The sequence below is a fragment of the Rhizorhabdus sp. P4_G5 genome, assembly GCF_056401065.1.
The window spans coordinates 84,092-104,351 of record NZ_JBFUKB010000007.1; the positions used below are offsets into that span (position 1 = coordinate 84,092).

The 20,260-nt window shown below is 65.5% G+C and carries 18 protein-coding genes and 1 tRNA gene; 7 read left to right on the forward strand and 12 right to left on the reverse strand.

The genetic code is table 11. The features are described 5' to 3' along the window. Window positions 1-80: 80 nt before the first annotated feature. Entirely contained in the window at window positions 81-1,661 is a 1,581-nt protein-coding gene (locus tag AC1DQK_RS14195; protein WP_477871776.1) for a ribonuclease J, read from the forward strand. Window positions 1,662-1,754: 93 nt separating this feature from the next. Further along, window positions 1,755-2,021, forward strand: coding sequence for a DUF1467 family protein (locus AC1DQK_RS14200; protein ID WP_477871579.1), 267 nt, complete (start codon window positions 1,755-1,757; stop codon window positions 2,019-2,021). Window positions 2,022-2,107: 86 nt separating this feature from the next. Here the strand turns inward: AC1DQK_RS14200 and AC1DQK_RS14205 are convergent, their stop codons facing one another. From AC1DQK_RS14205 to metX, 4 genes are all read right to left on the reverse strand, one after another. Then, window positions 2,108-2,659, reverse strand: a complete 552-nt coding sequence (locus AC1DQK_RS14205; RefSeq protein WP_477871581.1) for a fasciclin domain-containing protein — start codon at window positions 2,657-2,659, stop codon at window positions 2,108-2,110. A 96-nt stretch (window positions 2,660-2,755) separates the two neighbouring features. Further along, entirely contained in the window at window positions 2,756-4,411 is a 1,656-nt protein-coding gene (locus AC1DQK_RS14210) for a M28 family metallopeptidase (RefSeq protein ID WP_477871583.1), read from the reverse strand. A gap of 88 nt (window positions 4,412-4,499) precedes the next feature. Next, a complete protein-coding gene (gene metW / locus AC1DQK_RS14215; RefSeq protein ID WP_477871585.1) occupies window positions 4,500-5,087 on the reverse strand; it encodes a methionine biosynthesis protein MetW in 588 nt (195 codons plus the stop codon). Then, window positions 5,084-6,223 (reverse strand): homoserine O-acetyltransferase MetX, encoded by a 1,140-nt coding sequence (metX, locus tag AC1DQK_RS14220; protein ID WP_477871587.1) that lies wholly within the window; start codon window positions 6,221-6,223, stop codon window positions 5,084-5,086. The genes metW and metX overlap by 4 nt, the downstream gene beginning before the upstream one ends. A 144-nt stretch (window positions 6,224-6,367) precedes the next feature. Between metX and hisC the strand changes: the two genes are divergently transcribed. Both hisC and AC1DQK_RS14230 read left to right on the forward strand, forming a co-directional pair. Continuing rightward, a complete protein-coding gene (gene hisC / locus AC1DQK_RS14225; RefSeq protein WP_477871589.1) occupies window positions 6,368-7,471 on the forward strand; it encodes a histidinol-phosphate transaminase in 1,104 nt (367 codons plus the stop codon). Next, window positions 7,471-8,376: a prephenate/arogenate dehydrogenase family protein gene (locus AC1DQK_RS14230; protein WP_477871591.1), complete on the forward strand. Its 906-nt coding sequence runs from the start codon at window positions 7,471-7,473 to the stop codon at window positions 8,374-8,376. The genes hisC and AC1DQK_RS14230 overlap by 1 nt, the downstream gene beginning before the upstream one ends. A 161-nt stretch (window positions 8,377-8,537) precedes the next feature. Here the strand turns inward: AC1DQK_RS14230 and AC1DQK_RS14235 are convergent, their stop codons facing one another. From AC1DQK_RS14235 to ftsE, 4 genes are read right to left on the reverse strand one after another with little or no spacing between them, the layout of a single operon-like run. Beyond that, window positions 8,538-9,233 (reverse strand): lysophospholipid acyltransferase family protein, encoded by a 696-nt coding sequence (locus AC1DQK_RS14235; RefSeq protein WP_477871593.1) that lies wholly within the window; start codon window positions 9,231-9,233, stop codon window positions 8,538-8,540. Beyond that, window positions 9,230-9,763, reverse strand: a complete 534-nt coding sequence (locus AC1DQK_RS14240; protein ID WP_477871594.1) for a YdcF family protein — start codon at window positions 9,761-9,763, stop codon at window positions 9,230-9,232. Before AC1DQK_RS14240 ends, AC1DQK_RS14235 begins: the two co-directional genes overlap by 4 nt. Further along, complete coding sequence (locus AC1DQK_RS14245; RefSeq protein ID WP_477871596.1) at window positions 9,760-10,671, reverse strand: cell division protein FtsX; 912 nt, start codon at window positions 10,669-10,671, stop codon at window positions 9,760-9,762. Before AC1DQK_RS14245 ends, AC1DQK_RS14240 begins: the two co-directional genes overlap by 4 nt. Beyond that, window positions 10,671-11,384 (reverse strand): cell division ATP-binding protein FtsE, encoded by a 714-nt coding sequence (gene ftsE, locus AC1DQK_RS14250; protein WP_477871598.1) that lies wholly within the window; start codon window positions 11,382-11,384, stop codon window positions 10,671-10,673. Before ftsE ends, AC1DQK_RS14245 begins: the two co-directional genes overlap by 1 nt. Before the next feature lie 97 nt (window positions 11,385-11,481). Between ftsE and AC1DQK_RS14255 the strand changes: the two genes are divergently transcribed. From AC1DQK_RS14255 to AC1DQK_RS14265, 3 genes are all read left to right on the forward strand, one after another. After that, a complete protein-coding gene (locus AC1DQK_RS14255) occupies window positions 11,482-12,213 on the forward strand; it encodes a zinc-ribbon domain-containing protein (protein WP_477871600.1) in 732 nt (243 codons plus the stop codon). Between the two features lie 133 nt (window positions 12,214-12,346). Continuing rightward, window positions 12,347-13,447: a 6-phosphofructokinase gene (locus AC1DQK_RS14260; protein ID WP_477871602.1), complete on the forward strand. Its 1,101-nt coding sequence runs from the start codon at window positions 12,347-12,349 to the stop codon at window positions 13,445-13,447. A gap of 114 nt (window positions 13,448-13,561) precedes the next feature. Beyond that, window positions 13,562-13,648, forward strand: a tRNA-Leu gene (locus AC1DQK_RS14265). Between the two features lie 397 nt (window positions 13,649-14,045). On the opposite strand, the gene AC1DQK_RS14270 is transcribed toward AC1DQK_RS14265, so the two are convergent. The 4 genes from AC1DQK_RS14270 to AC1DQK_RS14285 form a co-directional block, all read right to left on the reverse strand. Beyond that, a complete protein-coding gene (locus tag AC1DQK_RS14270) occupies window positions 14,046-16,373 on the reverse strand; it encodes a hypothetical protein (RefSeq protein WP_477871604.1) in 2,328 nt (775 codons plus the stop codon). Next, window positions 16,370-17,170, reverse strand: a complete 801-nt coding sequence (locus tag AC1DQK_RS14275) for a hypothetical protein (RefSeq protein ID WP_477871606.1) — start codon at window positions 17,168-17,170, stop codon at window positions 16,370-16,372. The genes AC1DQK_RS14270 and AC1DQK_RS14275 overlap by 4 nt, the downstream gene beginning before the upstream one ends. Before the next feature lie 92 nt (window positions 17,171-17,262). Continuing rightward, entirely contained in the window at window positions 17,263-18,210 is a 948-nt protein-coding gene (locus AC1DQK_RS14280; protein ID WP_477871608.1) for a hypothetical protein, read from the reverse strand. A 910-nt stretch (window positions 18,211-19,120) separates the two neighbouring features. Continuing rightward, window positions 19,121-20,239, reverse strand: coding sequence for an NAD-dependent epimerase/dehydratase family protein (locus tag AC1DQK_RS14285; RefSeq protein ID WP_477871610.1), 1,119 nt, complete (start codon window positions 20,237-20,239; stop codon window positions 19,121-19,123). Window positions 20,240-20,260: the final 21 nt, after the last annotated feature.

The window sequence follows — 20,260 nt, forward strand, 5'->3', positions numbered from 1 at the left end:
AGGATTGGACACATCTCCACGTGACGAAACCCGGTAACGAACTGCTCTTCCTGGCGCTTGGCGGCTCCGGCGAGATCGGCATGAACGTCAATCTCTACGGCACCCAGGGCAAATGGGTGATGGTCGATCTCGGCCTGACCTTTGCCGATCCCGGCTATCCAGGCGTCGAGCTGATCCTGCCCGATCTCGCCTTCATCGAGGAGCGCGCCGACGATCTGCTCGGCATCGTGCTGACCCATGGCCATGAGGATCATATCGGCGCGATTCCCTATCTCGCGGCCGATCTCGGCGTGCCGCTCTATGCGACGCCGTTCACAGCGGAGCTGATCCGCGGCAAGCTCGAGGAAGAGGGCATCGCCGGCAAGGTCGAGCTCAACATCATCGACAATGAGGGCAGCTTCCAGCTCGGGCCGTTCGGCTTCACCTATGTGCCGCTGGCCCATTCGATCCCCGAGGGCAATGCGCTGCTGATCGAAACGCCCCATGGCCGCATCTTCCACACCGGCGACTGGAAAATCGACGAGCAGCCGCTGCTCGGCGTACCGTCGACCGGAGAGGAACTCACTGCGATCGGCGACAAGGGCATCCTCGCGCTGGTCTGCGATTCGACCAATGTATTCAACGAGGAAGCCGCCGGCTCCGAGGCGGATGTCCGCAAGGGCCTCGACGAGGTGATCGGCGCCTGCGAGGCGCGCGTGCTGGTCACCACCTTCGCTTCGAACGCGGCGCGAGTGCAGACGCTGGGCGAGGTTGCCAAGGACACCGGCCGCAAGCTGTGCGTCTCGGGCCGCTCGCTCGACCGCATCATCCGCGTCGCCAAGTCGAGCGGCTATCTCAAGAGCTTCCCGCCGACGATCAGCGTCGAGGAGGCGATGAAGCTGCCGGGTCGCGAGGTGATGATCATCGCCACCGGCGGCCAGGGCGAGGCGCGTGCCGCGCTGTCGCGGATCGCGTTCGACAGCCATCCGATCAAGCTGTCGGCAGGCGACACGGTGGTCTTCTCGTCGAAGCAGATCCCCGGTAACGAGCTGGCGATCGGCCGCATCCAGAATGCGCTGGCCGCCAAGAAGGTCATCATGGTGACCGAACGGCAGGCCGAGGTTCATGTCTCGGGCCATCCCGGCCGCCCTGACCTTGCCCAGATGTACAAGTGGATCCGTCCGGAGATCATGCTGCCGGTCCATGGCGAGCTTCGCCACATGGCCGAGCAGGCCCGTTTCGCCAAGGCGCAGGGCGTGCCCAAGGGCATCGTCCAGTCGAACGGCACGGTGGTGCGGCTGGCTCCCGATGGGCCGCGCGCGATCGGCCAGGAGCGGGTCGGCCGGCTGGTGCTCGACGGCGACGTCATCCTGCCGGCGGACGGCACCACGATCAACGAGCGGCGGCGGGTCGCCCAATATGGCCTGATCGGCGTGACCGTCGCGATCGACGGCCGCGGTAACCTGAAGGGCGATCCGGCGATCCTGCTGCAGGGCCTGCCGGTGGAGGAGGATCGCGCCGACTTCCTCGACGAGGCGCGCGACGCTGCGGCGGAAGCGGCGGCCAAGGGCGGTCGCGATGAGGCCAAGCTGCGCGAATCGATCCGCCTTGCGGTGCGCCGCCGCGCAACCGCCTGGACGGGCAAGAAGCCGGTCGTCGAGGTGTCGATCATCCGGGTGTGAGAAATCCCGTCCGCTCATCACACCCAGGATGGCTGTGATGGGATGAAGCGCAGGCTCCCAAGATGAGCCGGGCAAGGTGTGCAAGGTGCAGCAATGAAACTCAGCTCGATCGCCGCGATCTACGTTCTTTTCTGGTGGGGATGCCTGTTCCTGGTGCTGCCCTTCCGGCTTCGCTCCAGCGAGGAGCCCGAGGCGCATGTGCCCGGCCAGGTCGAGAGCGCGACGCCGCGTTTTTCGGTGGGCCGCACGGTGTTGTGGACGACGATCCTGTCAGCCGTGCTGTTCGTGCTGTTCTTCGTCAACTATTCGAACGGCTGGATCACCGCCGACGATTTCGACATGACGCTCTGGGCCAAATGACGAAAACCCTCCCCGCGGGCGACGCGGGGAGGGCTTTTCGATGCTTCGCGCAACTGGCGGTCAGCAACAGGCGGTCAGCAACAGGCTCAGGGCATCAGCACCGTGTCGACGACATGGATGACGCCGTTCGCCTGCATGACATTGGCGATGGTGATCTTCGATTTGCCGCCCTTGGCATCGGTCAGATACCAGGCGCCGTCGCCGCCTTTCCACGCGGTCAGCGTCTCACCCTGAACGGTGGTCAGCGTCGCCTTGCCGCCATGCGCCGCCGCGTCGGCCGCGATGTCCGCTGCCGTCATCCGGCCGGGAACGACGTGATAGGTCAGGATCGTGGTGAGCGTCGCCTTGTTCTCGGGCTTGACCAGCGTCTCGACCGTGCCCGCCGGGAGCTTGGCGAAGGCCGCGTTGGTCGGCGCGAACACGGTGAACGGCCCCGCGCCCTTCAGCGTCTCGACCAGGCCGGCCGCCTTCACCGCGGCGACCAGGGTGGTGTGGTCCTTCGAATTGACGGCATTGTCGATGATGTCCTTGGCCGGATACATCGCGGCGCCGCCGACCATCGGATTCTCGGCGAACGCGACGGTGCCGCTCATCAGCATGGCGGCGCCGACCAGCGACAGGAGGGTCTGTTTTCTCATTGGGCATCCTTTGGAGAGTGTATCCGGGGGGTGGATACGACCGAGATACGGCATCACGCTCCGAACGGTTGCGCGGTCATCTTCGCCGCTGCTGCTTCAGGGCCGGGGCGCCCGCGGCGCGCCGGGCGCGAAGGTGTCGCCGAAGAAGTCCTTGTCATACCATGAGGGCGGCCTGTCGGCATCGGCCATCGCCCGCATGATCCGGTAATTGGCCTCGGCGAAGCGGGCGCCGGACTCCCAGTCGATCTTCTGATTCATGTCGTCGTCGGGATGATGATAGGCGCCCGACAGGAATTTGCGCCACGCCTTGCCGCCGCCATTGGCGAAGCCGGTGGCGAGGAACACAGCGGGGACGCCCTGCCTGACGAACATATAATGGTCGGATCGGACGAAGATGCTCTCCTCGGGCATCGGATCGGGCGACAGCGTGATCCCCATCGGCGCGACCGCCCTGGCGACGATCGGCCCCAGGGTCGAATGGTCTGCGCCAAATGCGGTCACGTCGGTGAAGCGGTAGAGCAGCAGCGGCATGTCGAGATCGACATTGCCGACGATCGCGGCGATCGGCACCGATGGATGGCGCGCATAATAATCGGCGCCGAGCAGGCCCTTTTCCTCGCCGGTCGAGGCGAGGAAGATGATCGAGCGGCGCGGGCGATCGGATGCCGAAGCGCTGGCGCGAGCCACTTCGAGCATGGTCGCGATGCCGGCCGCATTGTCGAGCGCGCCGTTGTTGATCCGGTCGGTGTCCGGCGTGTCGCCGGGCCGCGGCGGGGTGATGCCGATATGATCGAGATGCGCCGACAGGATGACATATTCGGCCTTCAGCACCGGATCGCTGCCGGGCAGGATCGCGACGACATTGGGACTGCTCACCCGCTTCGTCACGTTGTCGACCTGGATGCGCATGCTGGTCTTCAGCGGGAAGCCCCGGGGCCGCCCGCCGGCCCGATCGGCGACGGCGCGGATCGCCGCCAGCGTCTGCGGTGCGCCGGCGAAGGCCGCCTGCGCGGCGGGCTCGTTCAGCGACGCGCCGATCCTGATCTTCGGCGCTTCGTCGAACGCCTTGCCGTCCTTGCCGACCCAGGTGAAATCGGGTTCGTCGGCGAAGTGGACCATCTGCGCCCAGGGCCGTGTCTTCATCGAAATCATGGTGCCGATCGAGACCATGCCGATCGCGCCATGGGCCTGTGCGGCCTGGCGCTTGGTGGCGGCGGCATGCGCCGCCTCCTCGCCCGGCATGCCCTTGGGAAAGCCGCGCAGGGAGACGACGATCTTTCCCTTCACATCGAGCCCGGCATAGTCGTTCATGCCCAGCCGCTTGTTGTCGATGCCATAGCCGACGAAGACCAGCGGCGCCGACAGGTCGAGATGCGGTTCGTTGGCGCTGACGCCGATCAGCACGTCGGTGGCATGTTTCCAGCTCTGCGTAGCGCCGCCGCGCCCGGTGACGGTCAGCGTGCCCGGCGTTTCGCCGCGGTCGGTCTGCTGCAGGGTGATGCGCTGATACCAGCTGCCGTCGTCGCCGCCCGGCTGCAGGCCCAGCGCCTCGAACCGGCTGGCGACATAGCGCGCGGCGATCTCATGGCCGCGGCTGCCGGTGTCGCGTCCCTCGAGCAGGTCGTCCGACAGGAAGCCTATCGTGGCCCGGACCTGTTCGGCGGTGAAGACCGGGACCACCCCCTGCGCGGCGAGCGGCGCCCCGAGCAGCGCGGCGGCGGCGAGCGATCCGGTGACCGAAGACAATTTCATGAGCAGGTGCCCCTGGCTGAATGGTTTCGTCGGAAACTATCAGCGGCGGTGCTGTTGTCCAGTGTTAGGCCGGTAACACGGCATCGCGTTACCGCTTCAGCAGGAATACCGCATGTTCGGCGCGCAGGTTCGCCGCGGCGTCGCCGCGCCGGCGCGTTCCGGTCAGGAACCAGGCCTGCTCGACGGTGATGCCGCGCTCCTTCACGAAGGCACGGAAGTCGTCGATCGTCAGCTGGTGGATGTTCTGCGTCTCGTACCAGCTTACCGGCAGCGCCGGCGTCACCGGCATCCGCCCGCCCCAGGCGAGGCTGAGCCGCACCCGCCAATAGGCGAAATTGGGGAAGGACACGAAGGCGTGGCGGCCGATCCGCATCAGCTCGGTCAGCACCTTGTCGGGCACGCGCGCGGTCTGCAGCGTCTGGCTGAGTATCGCATAGTCGAACGCGTTGTCGGGATAGTTGACGAGGTCGGCATCGGCATCGCCCTGCACGACCGACAGGCCGCGCCCGACCGCCCGCGAGACATTGGCCGGATCGATCTCGATGCCGCGCGCGTCGCAGCCCTTGGTGCGCAGCACGTCCATCAGCTCGCCGTCGCCGCAGCCGACGTCGAGCACCCGCGCGCCGCTGCGGACATGATCGGCGATGATCGCGAGATCGGGGCGCAGCACGCTCACCGATTCTCTCCCGCGCGCAGGAAGCCGTCGACGACGCGGTTGAGCTCGGGAACGTCGAGCAGGAAGGAGTCGTGGCCGAAGGGCGAGCTCAGCTCGACGAAACTGACCGGCGCACCCGCGGCGTTGAGGGCATGAACGATCGCGCGCGATTCCGCGGTCGGATACAGCCAGTCGGTGTCGAAGCTGACCAGGCAGAAGCGCGTCGCCGCGCCCCGGAAGGCGTTGGCGAGCAGCCCATCATGCTCCTCGGCAATGTCGAGATAGTCCATCGCACGGGTGATATAGAGGTAGGAGTTGGCGTCGAAGCGATCGACGAAGCTGATCCCCTGGTGGCGCAGATAGGATTCGATCTGAAAATCGGCATCGAAGCCGAAGCTCTTGACGCCATTCTTGTTGTTGGCGCGCGCCTGGAGCCGCCGGCCGAATTTCTCGGTCAGCCCCGCTTCCGACAGATAGGTGATGTGCGCCGCCATGCGCGCCACGGCGAGCCCCGCCGCGGGCGGGTCATTGTCGGCATAATAGTCGCCGCCGCGCCACTTGGCGTCGGCCATGATCGCCTGGCGGCCGACCTCGTGAAAGGCGATGTTCTGCGCCGAATGGCGCGCCGCGCTGGCGATGGCGACGGCCGAGCGGACGCGATCCGGATAGGTCGCGGCCCATTGCAGCACCTGCATGCCGCCCATCGAGCCGCCGACGACGGCGCTCAGCGTATCGACGCCGAGATGATCGAGCAGCATCGCCTGCGCGCGGACCATGTCGCGGATCGTGATCACCGGGAAGCGCATCGCGAAGGGGGCGCCGGTCTTCGGATCGATGCTCGCCGGCCCCGAACTGCCGAGGCAGCTGCCGAGCACATTGGCGCATATGATGAAGTGGCGCGCCGGATCGATCGGCTTGCCGGCGCCGACCATCCGCGTCCACCAGCCCGGCTTTCCGGTCCGCGGATGGGTCGAGGCGACATGCTGGTCGCCGGTCAGCGCGTGGCAGATCAGGATCGCGTTGGAGCGGTCGGCGTTCAGCGCGCCATAGGTTTCATAGGCGATCTCGACCGGTGACAGCCGCGTGCCGCCGTCCAGCCGCAGCGGGCCGGCCAAGGTCACGGAACGGGCAAGGCCGAAACGGCTGTCGTCGGTCATGGGGGTTGGGGGCTAGGACGGGGCTCGGGGGCTGTCAACGCTGCTTCCCCTGCCGTCTTCCCGCCATTCGCGGGAATGACGAGGAAAGCCGGACGGACAGCCCGCCATTGCAGCCGCCCCGCATCGCCCTTAAAGCGCAGCTCCATGACACAGACGCTCGCGCCCAAGCCATGGATCGATGCGATCGCGCCCTATGTGCCGGGGCGGTCGACCACCGATGACGGCCGCAAGGTGGCCAAGCTATCCTCCAACGAAAACCCGCTCGGCACCAGCGCCGCCGCGCGCGCCGGTTTCATCGCCGGCGCCGCCTCGCTCGACCGCTATCCCGACGCATCGGCGGCGGACCTGCGCGAGGCGATCGCCGCCGCAAACGGCCTCGATCCCGCGCGCGTCATTTATGGCACCGGCTCGGACGAGATCCTCCACCTCGCCGCCGGTGCCTATGCCGGGCAGGGCGACGAAGTGCTGTTCGTGCGCTATGGCTTCTCGGTCTATCCGATCGCGGCGCGCCGGGTCGGGGCCGAACCGGTCGTCGCTCCCGACAAGGATTATGCCACCGATATCGATGCGCTGATCGCGCACATCACATCGCGCACCCGGGTGATCTTCGTGGCCAATCCGAACAATCCGACCGGCACCTACTCGCCGGCGTCGGATATCGCGAGGCTCTATGCGGCGGTCCCGGCGGACTGCCTGCTGGTGATCGACCAGGCCTATGCCGAATATCTCGAACCCGCCGATGCCGATGGTGCGCTGGCGCTCGCCCGCGACAAGCATAATGTGCTCGTCACCCGCACCTTCTCGAAGATCTACGGGCTCGCCGCGGAGCGGATCGGCTGGGGCTATGCTGCGGCCGGCGTCATCCAGGCGCTGCACAAGATCCGCGCGCCGTTCAACGTCACGACCGCCGGGCAGATGGCGGCGATCGCCGCGCTCGGCGATACCGCCTTCGTCGAGAACAGCCGCGCGCATAACCTGCAATGGCGCGCCTGGTTCGAGGGCGAAATCGCCAGTCTCGGCAACAAGGGCCTGCGCGCTGTGCCGAGCAAGGCCAACTTCTCGCTGGTGCTGTTCGAGGGCAAGCTGACCGCCGAAACCGCCTATCATGGGCTGATGGAGGCGGGGTACATCGTCCGCTGGCTGCCGGGACAGGGCCTGCCGCACGGCCTGCGCATCACGATCGGCACCGAGGACGAGATCACCGGCCTGACCGCGGCACTGCGCCGGCTCGTCGAGGCGGCGGGCTGATGCTGCCCTTCGCGCGGGTCACCATCATCGGGCTGGGGCTGATCGGCTCGTCGATCGCGCGCGCGGTGCAGGCGACGATGCCGACCGTGCGGCTGACCGGCCATGATGCCAGCTCGGACGTGCGCGAGCGCGCCGTCGAGCTTGGCTTCGTCGATGATGTCACCGACACCGCCGGCGCCTCGGTGGTCGATGCCGACCTGGTGATCCTGTGCGTGCCGGTCGGCGTGATGGGCGCGGTCGGCGCCGAGATCGCCGACGACCTGCCGCCCGAGGCGATCGTCAGCGATGTCGGCTCGTCCAAGGCGAGCGTGCTCGCCGCGCTGGCCGAAGCGCTGCCGCGCGCCACGATCATCCCCGCCCACCCGGTCGCGGGCACCGAGAATAGCGGCCCCGAGGCGGGCTTTGCGACCCTGTTCAACGGCCGCTGGTGCATCGTCACGCCGCCCGAGGGCGCCGATCCGCTGGCAGTCGAGCGAGTCGAGGAATTCTGGCGCAGGATCGGCGCCAATGTCGAGACGATGGACCCCAAGCACCATGACCTGGTGCTCGCGGTGACCAGCCACCTGCCGCACCTGATCGCCTACACCATCGTCGGCACCGCGTCAGACATGGAGGAGGTCACCCAGAGCGAGGTGATCAAATATTCGGCGGGCGGCTTCCGCGACTTCACCCGCATTGCCGCGTCGGATCCGACGATGTGGCGCGATGTATTCCTGTCGAACAAGGATGCGGTGCTCGAAATGCTGCAGCGCTTCTCCGAGGACCTGACCGCCTTGCAGCGCGCGATCCGCTGGGGCGACGGCGATGCGCTGTTCGAGCTGTTCACCCGCACCCGCGCGGTGCGGCGCTCGATCATCGAGCAGGGCCAAGACGACGCCGCAGCGGATTTCGGGCGGTCGCACTAGGCTCGAGCTCATCCACATCGAACCGCTGCGTCATTCCAGCGAAAGCTGGAATCTCCCTTGTCTTCAACAGGGTAGCAAGAAGTGAGATCCCAGCTTTCGCTGGGATGACGATTCAGGTGAACGGTTTCGGGTCTAAGCTCCCGCTCCTGTTCAGGAGCGGCTCAGGTGATGATCTCCAGAACATTGATCGCCGCATGGACCCGTGCTTCGATCTCGGCGCGGGGCAGGCCGGGCGGGATCGGTTCGCCGAAGCGCATCGTCACCACGCCGGGCCGCTTGAGGAAGCTATTGCGGCCCCAGAGGCGCCCGCTGTCGAGCGCGATCGGCACCACCGGGATCTTGAGCTGCTTGTAGAGGCCGGCGAAGCCCGGCTGGAGCGGCGGCTGCTCGCCGGGGGCGACACGGGTGCCCTCGGGAAAGATCAGGATCGAGCGGCCGCTGTCGCGCGCGTCGATCGCGGCGCGCATCATCCGGCGCAGGGCCTTGGCCGATCCCGACCGGTCGACCGGGATCACGCCCGCGCGCTTCGCCACCTGGCCGAACAGCGGCATGTCCGCCAGCTCGCGCTTCAGCACCACCGCCGGATCGTCGATGATCACCAGCAGGTCGAGCGTCTCGAACATCGACTGGTGCTTCGAGGCGAACAGATAGGGGCCCAGGGGCACGTCGCCTTCGATGCGGGTGCGGATGCCGAGCAGCAGGCGCGCGCACCAGCGGTGGAAGCCGCCCCAGATCATCGCGTGGCGCCGCAGCACCCGTGACCCCGCCGGCACCAGCGGGAAGGCGCTCAGCACCGCGATCAGCGTGCCGGGATAGAAGATGAGCGCGAACAAGGCCGAGCGCAGCGCCGTGATCATATTCCGATAAGCCCCGCGATCCGCCGCAGCAGATATTTGTTATATTCCCGCACCAGGTCGACCAGCCCGGGTTCGGTCGGCACCGCATCGGCCACGACGGTGAGGTCGTCGGCCGTCATCGTTTCCAGGTCGTAGCGGGCGCGTACCATGTGCCAGTCGGAAGTGACCAGCCGGATCGACCGGTAGCGGTTGCGCGCGATCCAGCCGGCCGCCTCTTCGGCATTGGAGCGGGTATCGACCGACTCGTGGCCGAGATCGACGCAGCAGTCGACCAGCGCAGGCGCTGCCTTGAACTGGACGGCGATCTCCTGCGGCCGGACCCGGCGGTCGACCCCGGAGATCAGCAGCCGCTGCGCGCGCTTCTCGGCCAGCAGCGCGAGTCCGCGCTCCACCCGCCCGCGCCCGCCGGTCATCACGACGATGCCGTCGGTCGCGATCCCGTTGGCGGCCGGCTGGGGCAGGAACAGCGCGAAGGCCATGAATCCGGCGATCCACAGCAGCAGGCCCAGGGCAAGGGGGCGGACGATCATAGCCGGCGCCTCAATGCGACGATGATCGTGAGCCGTGCCGCGACCATCGCCAGCAAGGTGCCGGCGATCGGCAGCAGCCCGAGTATCGCCCAGGCGACCGGCGGCAGCTCGACCGATCCGAGCAGGTCGGACCCGACCTCGGCGATGCGATCAGCGACCGCGTAGATCACCAGGCTGGCGAGCAGCAGGCCGACCAGGCTCCCGAACAGCGCGTCGGTGGCGATGCGGCGCTGGAACAGGCTCGCGATCTGCGCATCGCTCGAGCCGAGATGGTGCATCACGTCGATGGTCGCCTGGTGCGTGTTCAGCGCGGCGCGAGCGGCGAGCACCACGGTGAAGGCCGCCGCCGCCGCCATTAGCAGCACGAGCACGCCGGCGAGCCAGCGCAGCGATGCGATCAGTCCGGCGAGCGGCGCCAGCCACTGCGCATGCGCGTCGATCCGTGCGCGCGAACTGATCGCATGCACCACCGCGCCCGCTTTCTCGATGCCGCGGTCCGCGGCAGGGGCGAAGGCGACGTCGATCATCGCCGGCACCGGCAGGTCGTTGTCGGCAAGGCCGGCACCGAGCCAGGGCTGGAGCAGCTCGGTGATCTCCGCGTCGCCGATGCGGCGGATCGAGACGACGCCGGGCAGTTTCCCGACCGCCGCGGCGATCCGGGCGGCGGCATCGTCGCGCCGCGCCTTGTTCGCATCGACGATCTGGATGGTGATCTGGCCTGACATATGATCGTCAAGGCCGCGCGCGGCGAAGCCCAGCGCCAGCCCGGCGGCGGCGGCCAGCACCATCAGGAACATCATGATCGCGATCACCCATGGCATCGGCCCCGAGAGCCAGCCCTCGGGCAGCAGCCTGCGGCCGGCGGCGCTGGTCAGCCAGTGGCCCGATCCCCTGCCGAACAACGCCATCAGCCGCGCTTCGGCGGGTAGCGCAGCGCGCCGGTGGGATCGGACAGCCGGCCCTTGTCGAGCCGGATGATCTGGGCATCGTCGACGCGGGGGACGAGGTGTAGGTCGTGGGTTGCGACCAGGATGGTGGTGCCGAGCTTGTTGAGCGCCTCGAACAGGTAGAGCAACCGCTCCGCCATCTCCGGATCGACATTGCCGGTCGGCTCGTCGGCGACCAGGATTTCCGGCCGGCCGATCACCGCCCGGGCGATCGCGACCCGCTGCTGCTCGCCGCCCGACAGCGTTGCGGGCTTGGCATGGGCGCGACCCGACAGGCCAACCCATTCGAGCATCTCGCGCACGGGCGTGTCGATATCGGCCTCGGCCACGCCGTTCACGCGCAGCGGCAGCGCGATATTCTCATAAGCCGACAGGTGCGGGATCAGCCGGAAGTCCTGGAAGACCGTGCCGATCCGGCGGCGGAAACCGGGGATGCGCGCGCGCGGCAGGGTGACGACATCCTCGCCGAACATCCGGATCAGGCCGCGGCTCGGGCGCTGGGCGAGATAGATCAGCCGCAGCAGCGAGCTCTTGCCGGCGCCGGAGGGGCCGGTGAGGAAGTAGAAGGCGCCTGCCGCCAGGCTGAAACTGATGTCGCTGAGCGTCTCCGTGCCGACGCCGTAGCGCAGCCCGACATTCTCGAACTGGACGATGTTGGCGGCCCCCGGCCTCATCGGATCCGCTCCTTCCGCATGCCCTCGCCATGGCACAGCCATCGCGTGCCCGCAAATGCTTGCAGCGGGAGTCCGGTCGGGGTTAGGGTCGGCACCAATGATCCTGTCCTGCCCCGCCTGCCAGACCCGTTATCTCGTACCCGACTCGGCCGTCGGCGCGTCCGGCCGCCAGGTGCGCTGCGCAAATTGCCGGCACAGCTGGTTCCAGGAACCGGCGCCGGTCGATCCCGCCGCGGCCCGCGACCTGTTCGACGTCTCGGCTGCGCCGCCGGCGGCCACGGTCGAGCCAGTGCCGCCGCCCGCGGTCCCCGGCACCGAGCAGCCGGAAGACCAGGTTCAGGCGCGCTATGACGGACCCGGCGAAGTAGCGCCGATCCACGACATGGTCGTGGCGCGGCCGCGCCGCAATATCGGCAAGCTGCTGACCATCCTGTCGGTGATCGTGGCGCTGCTGCTGCTGGCTGCGATCGGCGCGGTGGTCGCGGTCGGTCCCGACAAGCTCGCCGAGCGGCTCGGCATCACCCCGGCGCCGGTGCCGCTGGTGATCGAGATGACCCGCAAGCCGGACCGGCGCGAAACCGCGAGCGGCAATGAGCTGCTGGCGGTTACCGGCCGGATCGTCAATCCGACCGACATTCCGCAAACCGTCCGGGATATTCGCGCCGAGCTGCGCGATACCCAGGGCCGCACCGTCTATAGCTGGACGATCACCCGCCCGGTGCCGATGCTCGCCCCCGGCGCCTCGGCCGAGTTCGACAGCGCGGCGGTCGACATCCCGCGGGGAGCCAAGAATCTCCATCTGAGCTTCATAGGTCCGACCGGCAGCTAAGCCGAAGTTCGGCTGACCCTTTCTCCGTCATTCCAGCGAACGCTGGAATCTCGCTTTTCTTCGCCAGAACGGAGCAGGCAGAGAGATTCCAGCTTTCGCTGGAATGACGATGTGCCCTTGAGGACGTGATGACATGCGAATAGGTGTTCTTACCGGCGGCGGCGACGTGCCGGGCCTTAATCCCTGTATCCGCTCGATCACGCTGTCGGCGCTCGACCGCGGCTGGGACGTCATCGGGTTCAAGCGCGGCTGGCAGGGTTTCCTGGAGATCGACCCCGCCGATACCGACAGCATCGCCGCGCACAGCGTCGTGCTCGACCGCGAGGCGGTGCGCGGGATCGACCGGGTCGGCGGCACGATGCTGCACACCTCGCGCACCGATCCGCGCACTGCGCCCGGCGGCGACCAGACCGCGCATGTCCTGGGCGTGCTCGATGCGCTTGGCGTCGGCGCGCTGATCACGCTCGGCGGCGACGGCACGCTGCGCTTCTCGGCCCATCTGTCGACGCAGGGCTTCCCGGTGGTCTCAATCCCCAAGACGATGGACAATGACGTGTTCGGCACCGACTATTGCATCGGCTTTTCCACGGCGATCACACGCTCGGTCGACGCGATCAACGCGCTGCGCACGACCGCGGAGAGCCATGAGCGGATCGCCGTCGTCGAGCTGTTCGGCCGCCGCTCGGGCGAGACCGCGCTGCTGGCCGGCTTTCTCGCCCAGGTCGATCGCACCGTCATCGCCGAGGTGCCCGCCGATCCGGAGCTGCTGCTGCCGCTGCTGGCCGAGGACCGCCGCAGCCGGCCCGGCGCCTATGCGATGTGCGTGATCTCCGAGGGCGCCACACTGACCAGCGACGCAGCGGCGGCCGGCGAACGCCAGCTGTCGGCGACCCGGCGCAGCGAGCAGGCGGTCAGCCGGCGGCTGGCGCTGCTGATCGAGGAGCAGACGGGGCAGGGCACCATCGTCCAGCAGCTCGCCTATCTGATGCGCTCGGGCGATCCGGATGCGCTCGACCGCATGGTAGGCTTCGCCTTCGGGGGCCTTGCGGTCCGCAAGATCGAGGCGAAGGAGACCGGATGCATGCTGGCGCTGCGGGACGGCAACTATGCCAGCGTCCCGATCGATACGCTGCTCGGCGGCACGAAGATTGTCGATGTCGCAGCGCTGTACGATGCCGCGCGCTATCGGCCGAAGCTGACGCATGTCGAGGGCATGCCGATGTTTCTCTACTGACCGCGGTGCAGGCCCGCCGGGCCGCGGCAAAGATAGCCCATTGCGCGCCTCTGTCCGCTTTGCTAGTGGCACGCGCCTACCAGCATCCCGGCCCGCCGGGATTCTACTCGGTGTGCGGTCGTGGCGGAACTGGTAGACGCGCAACGTTGAGGTCGTTGTGGCCGAAAGGCCGTGGAAGTTCGAGTCTTCTCGACCGCACCAAACAGTCCTAACGCCTTGTAATAACTAGATTTTCCCTTCGGGGGTCCGTCGAAAATGGCGCAGTTCTGCGCGGTTTACGTGTGCAGGTCGGCTGACCTGAAGACAGTTTCGTCTCTGATCGTCGCCTCATTTTGGCTTCTTCTGGCCGCCGTCTCAGGCCGTCAAAAAACTGACTGCACGATGGCCGAGGTGCGGTAAGAGATTCGTGCCCGGAGTAAATACTATCCTCGCAGTCTCGTTCGAACGCGGGAACTCGCTTTTTTTGGGCGCTAGAACATCTACCAAAACTTCTGCCGGCATCATTGCGCTGGCCGGTTGATGGAGCGGGCACGACATTGACTGATCGGTTCGTTTGCCTCCGGCATGTTGCGGGACTTCGATGCTGTCTCCGGACCTGTTATGCAACGCGCAGCGCCCCACTCGCCTTCGCCGCCATCCGCGCCCGCAGAAAATCATATTCGAGGATGTCGCCCTGCGCGATGCGGATATAGGGCTGGCGGGCGTCGAGATATGCGATCACCGCCTGAGGGTTCTGCCCCAAGTCCAGCTCGACGTTCACCGCACCGGTATAAATGCTGCCCATCAGAGGCATCCTGTAGCTATCCGCGAGCTCTCCCAAAATGGCCATGGTACGCTTATGCTGTTCCTTGAGCTGGGGTGCCATGCCCGAGATTTGATCACCGAAATAGCCACGGTACAGCTCGGCCCCAAGCCGGTTTATCGCCGCCTGGCCCATCACTGAACTGAACAGTGCAACGTCGCTGCTCACCCCGAGGAAGTCGCTGCTGAGTTCCTCGATGGCGAGATCCAGCTCCGCAACTTCCGCATCGAAGATCGCCTTCAGCTGTTCCTCTGGAAGCAATGATCCAAACCGCCGCGGCCGGCTGTCAATTGGTTCGCTCAACTTGTCGATGGTATCGACAATGCACGCGGACAGCATGAGCGTCGCCCGCTCGACCGTATCTCGCAGCAGGATCAGGGGCTCGCCTCGGCGTACCGCGAGATTCTCGTTGAGCGCCTGGCGGGCGATTTCGATTTCGCGTCCGCTACGCAGCAGCATGCGCAACGAGACCGCCTTGCAATATCGCGCTTCCCGAAGCAGCGGCGTTCGCGCTCCGCCGGCAAGGGCGGTGTGCATGCAGCGATCCGCGCAGGAGATAGCCGAGTCCCAGACTCCGGCGAGCATATAGATTGTCGCGGCGAGCAGCTGGATGCTGGGGTCCTTCCAGTCGCGGTTGAGCGCCTCCGAGATATTGGTCACAATTGGCGACGTGTCGCCATGTTTGCTGTGTTTCGCGACCTGTTCGAGCAGATGATCGAGTGTCGTGGTGGCGCCGATATCGACGCGGGTCACGGCATGGACACGCTGGAGCAGATCAAATCCTGCTGGAAAGGCGATTGGGGCCCGCCGCTCGAGGCCGAGGCCATTGGGTTGGCGAAGAGCCTCGACCAACCGCTCGAAGCTCTGGGCGACCATTTGCCGAGCGTGATCCTGCTCGATGTCGTTGATGGTGGCATGCACGTCCTTGCCCACCGCCACGAAGAGATCCTCGCTTTCAAAATAGCTGGCGATCTCTTCGACCGACGGCTCAAGATTGGTGTCACCCGTGAACAGCCGAACATTGGCCGTCGCGATCTTTTCGGCGGCCGACGACCAGCGGTCGATGTTGTCGCGGAACCGAAAATGGTTGTCGTGGCTGTCATGCGCGGCAAACTCGGCCTTGCCGTCAACCTGCGGAAACAGGGCTTCGATCGCTTGTGCGACATCAAGAAAGACCTGTCGCACCGGCTCCTTCACCTGGCTGGTCGTCGACATGGTCCGATGCATGGCCGAGAAATTGAGCAGCGGATGATAGACCAGCGGTGTCCGGACGAAATCCGGAATGCCCTGCGCGGCCAGCTCGCGACGGCGCAAGCGAAATGCGTCGCGGATCGTCGAGTCGGCGGTCACGAAGACGAACCTAAGCTGGGCCCGCTCGCCTATGGACCTTGGATTTTCCCGGTAAAGGGCTTCGATGATCGCCAGCGTGCGGGCATCATGCATGATGTTGCGTTCGCCCACGCGCCGCTTTTCGACCCCCGCCCGGGTCAGCAGCGTATGCCACTCGCGAACATCGTCGACACTGACCTTGTCGCTGACGCCCGACCAAAATTCGGAATGGTCAAGGGTGGCGAGCCGGGCGTTGGGACGGGCGAGCGTCGCCTGGAGCCGCTTGCGGTAGCTCGCGGCCGCCCGGATCTGATCGATAATCCGGTCCAGACCGATTTCGCTGGCCGTTTCGAGCAGCGCCTTGGGATTGTCCTTGACCCCACGCAACCTCGTTCGTTCGTCGTCGCTGAGGCGACGAATGGCCTTGATATGCCTGTCGGCCGCTCCTCGGAGATTGGTGATCAATTCGTCCCAATGTGGCTGGGTGATGAAGGCCTGTTCGCCATCCTGCATCCCCGGCAGGCGCCCCGAAAAGATATAACGATAGGTGAGCGCATCGCTGAGATCCGCAGCTTCTGGTCGCATCAGGCTGCCGACCGGCGAACGGTCCATCCTCGGCGTCCGATCCTCGCGCTCGATGAGATCGCTCAGATAGCTGACCGCCACATTGGTATCGATCAGGTAGATGATGCGTCGCGGGATCGTGGCGAAATCGGTGTCGTCACGGTTGCTGGCGAGAGCCGTGCGCAGCGCGCGGGCCGCGCGAAAATACTGGCTGGAGGAGGGACCGGTCATATGCAGGGTTCCTCCGCATCCGCCCACAGTGCGGTCGGATCGGTCGGCCTGACGAAAACTTCTCTGGCCTGATTGACGCCGTCGAGGCTCCAGAGGAAGTGCTGCAGCTCGGTCGCTTCCTGAACGGTCGTCGCGGCGTTGTGCGGCTGTGCAAGATAGCGTGCGATGCTCCGTAGCATCGCCCGGCCCGCAGGCATCCCAGGCGCGCAGCGCTGGCTGAGCTCGGGATCGAGCGCCTCCCTCAGCCTCGCCCAAGCGCTCAGGCGGCGCACGGCCAGCTCCTCGTCGGTGTGGAGATGCTTGGCGCGCGCGAACTGGCAATCGACGATGATGTCGATGAATCCAGGATGCCAGAACTCACCCTTCGTTCTGATGAAATCAAAGAAGGAGAGCTGTCCCTGGCTGATCGGTTTGGCCGAGGCAACGGTGCTCACGATGGCCTCGATGAGCAGGCGCAAGGCCGGACGGGGCATATGGTGCTCGAACAGCGCGGGCGGGCGGGCCGCGAGCAGCTCTTCGAGAAATTGTCTCGCCAGCGCGAAAATCGCGGCCGGGCAGCCGATTGCGGCCAGCAATTGCCAGAAGCGGCGCAGAGGCTCGGGCGGTTCGTCGACCACTACGGTGGGATGCGCGAGATGATCGGTCACGATGCTGCGCAGACGCTCGGTCGCACGAAGCTTCTCCTGCTCAGCCTCTCGCAGCGCTGTGCCGAGCTGGCCCAGCAGGTCTCGATCGGGATGCAGCTCGAGCGGCAGGAAGGCGCGGCGGCGTTCATCCAGGTCGATGCTGTCGAGCACCGCGAACCCCCGGCGAAGCCATTGGAGAACCTCGTCCGAGCGCAGGCTGGTGAGATGGTTGTCGAGGGCGGGAATTCCGGCAATCGAATAGGTCATGCGGGCACGCTGGCCAGCGGAGCGAGACGATCAAGCAGTTGTCGGAGTACGTCGTCCATCGTTCTCCCCGCGGTGAGCAGGACCTTGTGGAAAGGTGCTTCGTTTATTCCGTATCCGACTGAGGGCGACATGCCCAGATACTCGCACACGAACCGGGCCGGATCGAAACGGACGCCTCGCGACACTATCTCGGGTCCACCCTCGATGTCGCTGGGCTCAGCGGCCATGCGCAGCTTCTCGATGTCCGCGGTCGAGCCGCAGCCCTCGCTCTCGCGGAAAGCGGGCGCGCGATGCTTGTACAGGGGATTGTCGAAACCATCCCAAGGCGTTGGGCGATGCGCCTTCATATCCTTGACCGGCAGAGGTGTGCGAGCGCGGATGACGAAAAGGGGTTCACTCAGCCCGTAATTCAGCCCGAGCCAGTCGCGGAAGCGTCCCGAAGCCTGGGATGACGGTCGATCGATCTGATCACGAAAGTCACATTGGCACCAGCGTGAATACCAGCTTGGCGCGGGCCTCGGGACTGCTGCACCAGCCCGCAGGAAGGCCTTTGCAAGGAGAAAGGTGACTGCGTCCTGCTCATCACTCAGCGTCTCGGCAAAGCGGATATAATATTCATCCTCAAGGTTCTGGTGAGCCCCGTCGGGATCGTTCACCCTGAGCCGTTGCTGTTGGCGTGTATCGAGGGGCGCCGAGCGTAGCAGATACATCAGGTCGGTCATCGACTTGATCGTCATCCACTCGGCCGGCGAATAATGGGCCGGCGGACCTTGATATTGGAAATTGTCGGGCTCGGCAAAGATCACCGAACTTATGTTGAGCTTGTGCTTGCACCATGCGGTCGCGGCATCGCCCCCATATGGTTGTAGCGCCCCGATGACCGTGCGGGCTCCGTGATCATCGACATGTTTGTGCATCAGCCCGTCGAGCAGGTTGATGAGCAACCTCTTACCACCTTCGGACTGCGATAGGTCAGTGATAACCTCCTGCAAGACACCCCCCGTTTCAGAGCTTTGGAATCTTCAGATATGACTCAAGATTTAGGTATCTCCTAGTCAAGAATGACGTCACTGCTCCGCAATGGATCAAAACTTCTTAGGCGGCGCGGACAAATTTCCGTGAGCAGGGTGTCGTTCAGTCATTTCATCTGGCTGCCTTGACTGCTCAGCGAACGAGAACGTTGACGCCGATGGTGATAATTGTGGGGGCCAGCGACTTGGATCAGAAAGCTCTTCTTGCACGCCCTGTCCAGCACGCAGTCTCTCAACGTATTGACGAGCAGCAGGAATATGAAGGCCGGCATGCCTAAAGACGGCAGAGGCTATACATCGCTAACGGTCTATCTCGCCACCGACAGATACTGGCTCAATCTGTCCACGCCGCCTGGCCTATATCCCGCTTTGCCGGGTAAACGACCCTCGGTCGCGTGAACCGAAGCAGGTCGCGCGCGCTGACGGCGGGTGACCTTTCAGTCCGCGAGCGAACTTGTCTCTCCATCTTGGTTCGCACGTTCAAGACATGTAGCTCACGGAAACGTCGTGATTAATTTTCCAGATTTCAGCGGTTGTGGTCAGCAGGAGAGACTGGTTCAGTCTTCTCGAGAGCACCAAAACAGTCATCACATCCTTGTAATCACTGGGTTTTCTCTTCGGGGGCGGCTGAAATTGGCGCAGTTCTGCGCCGCTTGCGGCCACATGTCGACGACCCTGAAGTCAGTTCCAGTCTCTGATTGCTACCTGATTCTGGCCTTCTCTAACGGTCGTCTCCGCCCGACAAAAAACTGACCGCAAGATGCGGCATTGCGGTTCGAGAGCTCTCTGGGATGGGCTGGATGGACCATATTATTGGCACGTATCAGCATGATCCGGCGTCAGCGACAGCCGGGATGATCTTGAGCTGCTGGAACCGGCGCGTATATTTCCGGAACATCTCCGCCGTATCCATGCAGTCGTGAAAGCCCGCCTGACGGATCTTGATGGTGCTGGAGAGGCCGTAACGGACCACATGGGCGGGATCGAGCGGATAGGTCCAGCCGCCACCCACCGCAAGCGATTCGCCCAGCAACGCGTCCAGATCCTCAGGCGCTTTCAACCCGTATTTGCGCACCATGCCGGGCCAGAGATGCGCCAGAGTGCGAACCTCCTCCGCAATGTCGAACGGCCGGGGCGCGGCCAGCTCCATGGCCAGTTCCTCCGCCACGATGGGAAATGCGTCGTGCAGCGAAAAGACGTCGCCGTTGACGAGGTTGAACGCCTCGTTGCGCGCATTCTCCGCCCCGGCCGCCCAGTCGAGCCCCTGCGCGAGAAGGTCGGCGTCGGCGATATCGGTTATCATGCTGGCCCCGTCCGGCACCAGGAGGGGCAGCCCCGCCTCCTTGCGGAGCGCCGCGAACAGGGCGAGCACTAGGAAGGTGTTCATGTTCGCGCCCACCGCCTCGCCGACGATCATGCCCGGCCGGATAATCGTCCACGCCCAGGACGCGCCCTGCTGCTTCGCCCGGATATAGTCCTCATGCTGGTGATAGAAATTTTCTTGGTCGATGCGCGGGAGTGATTCCTTGTAGGGCATGGGCGGCGTGCGCTCGATGAGATGCGAGCCATAGGCCTTGAAGCCATGGACGAGCCCGATGTGGCGAAAGCCGTGCGCGGTGGACACGATCGGATCGACCACGTTGCGCAGCATCGCCATGTTCTTGGCGTACTGCTCGGGGTCGCGCCATCCGGTGATCATGTTCCCTTGCTGCTCGTTGACGGCACAATAGGCGATATGGGTCACGCCCGGCATCGCGGCGAAGATCTCGGCGCATTTCTCACCGTCCAGCAGGTCGAGCGGGATATGCTCGACATGATCGGGACAGACCAGCGGCCGCCGCCGCGAAACGGCCGTGACCTTCCAGCCGGGCTTGGCGGCAAAATGCTTGAGCGCCGCCGAACCGGTCAGACCCGATGCGCCGATGATGAGGATTTCAGGCATCCGCTGTACTCGCAAGTGAAA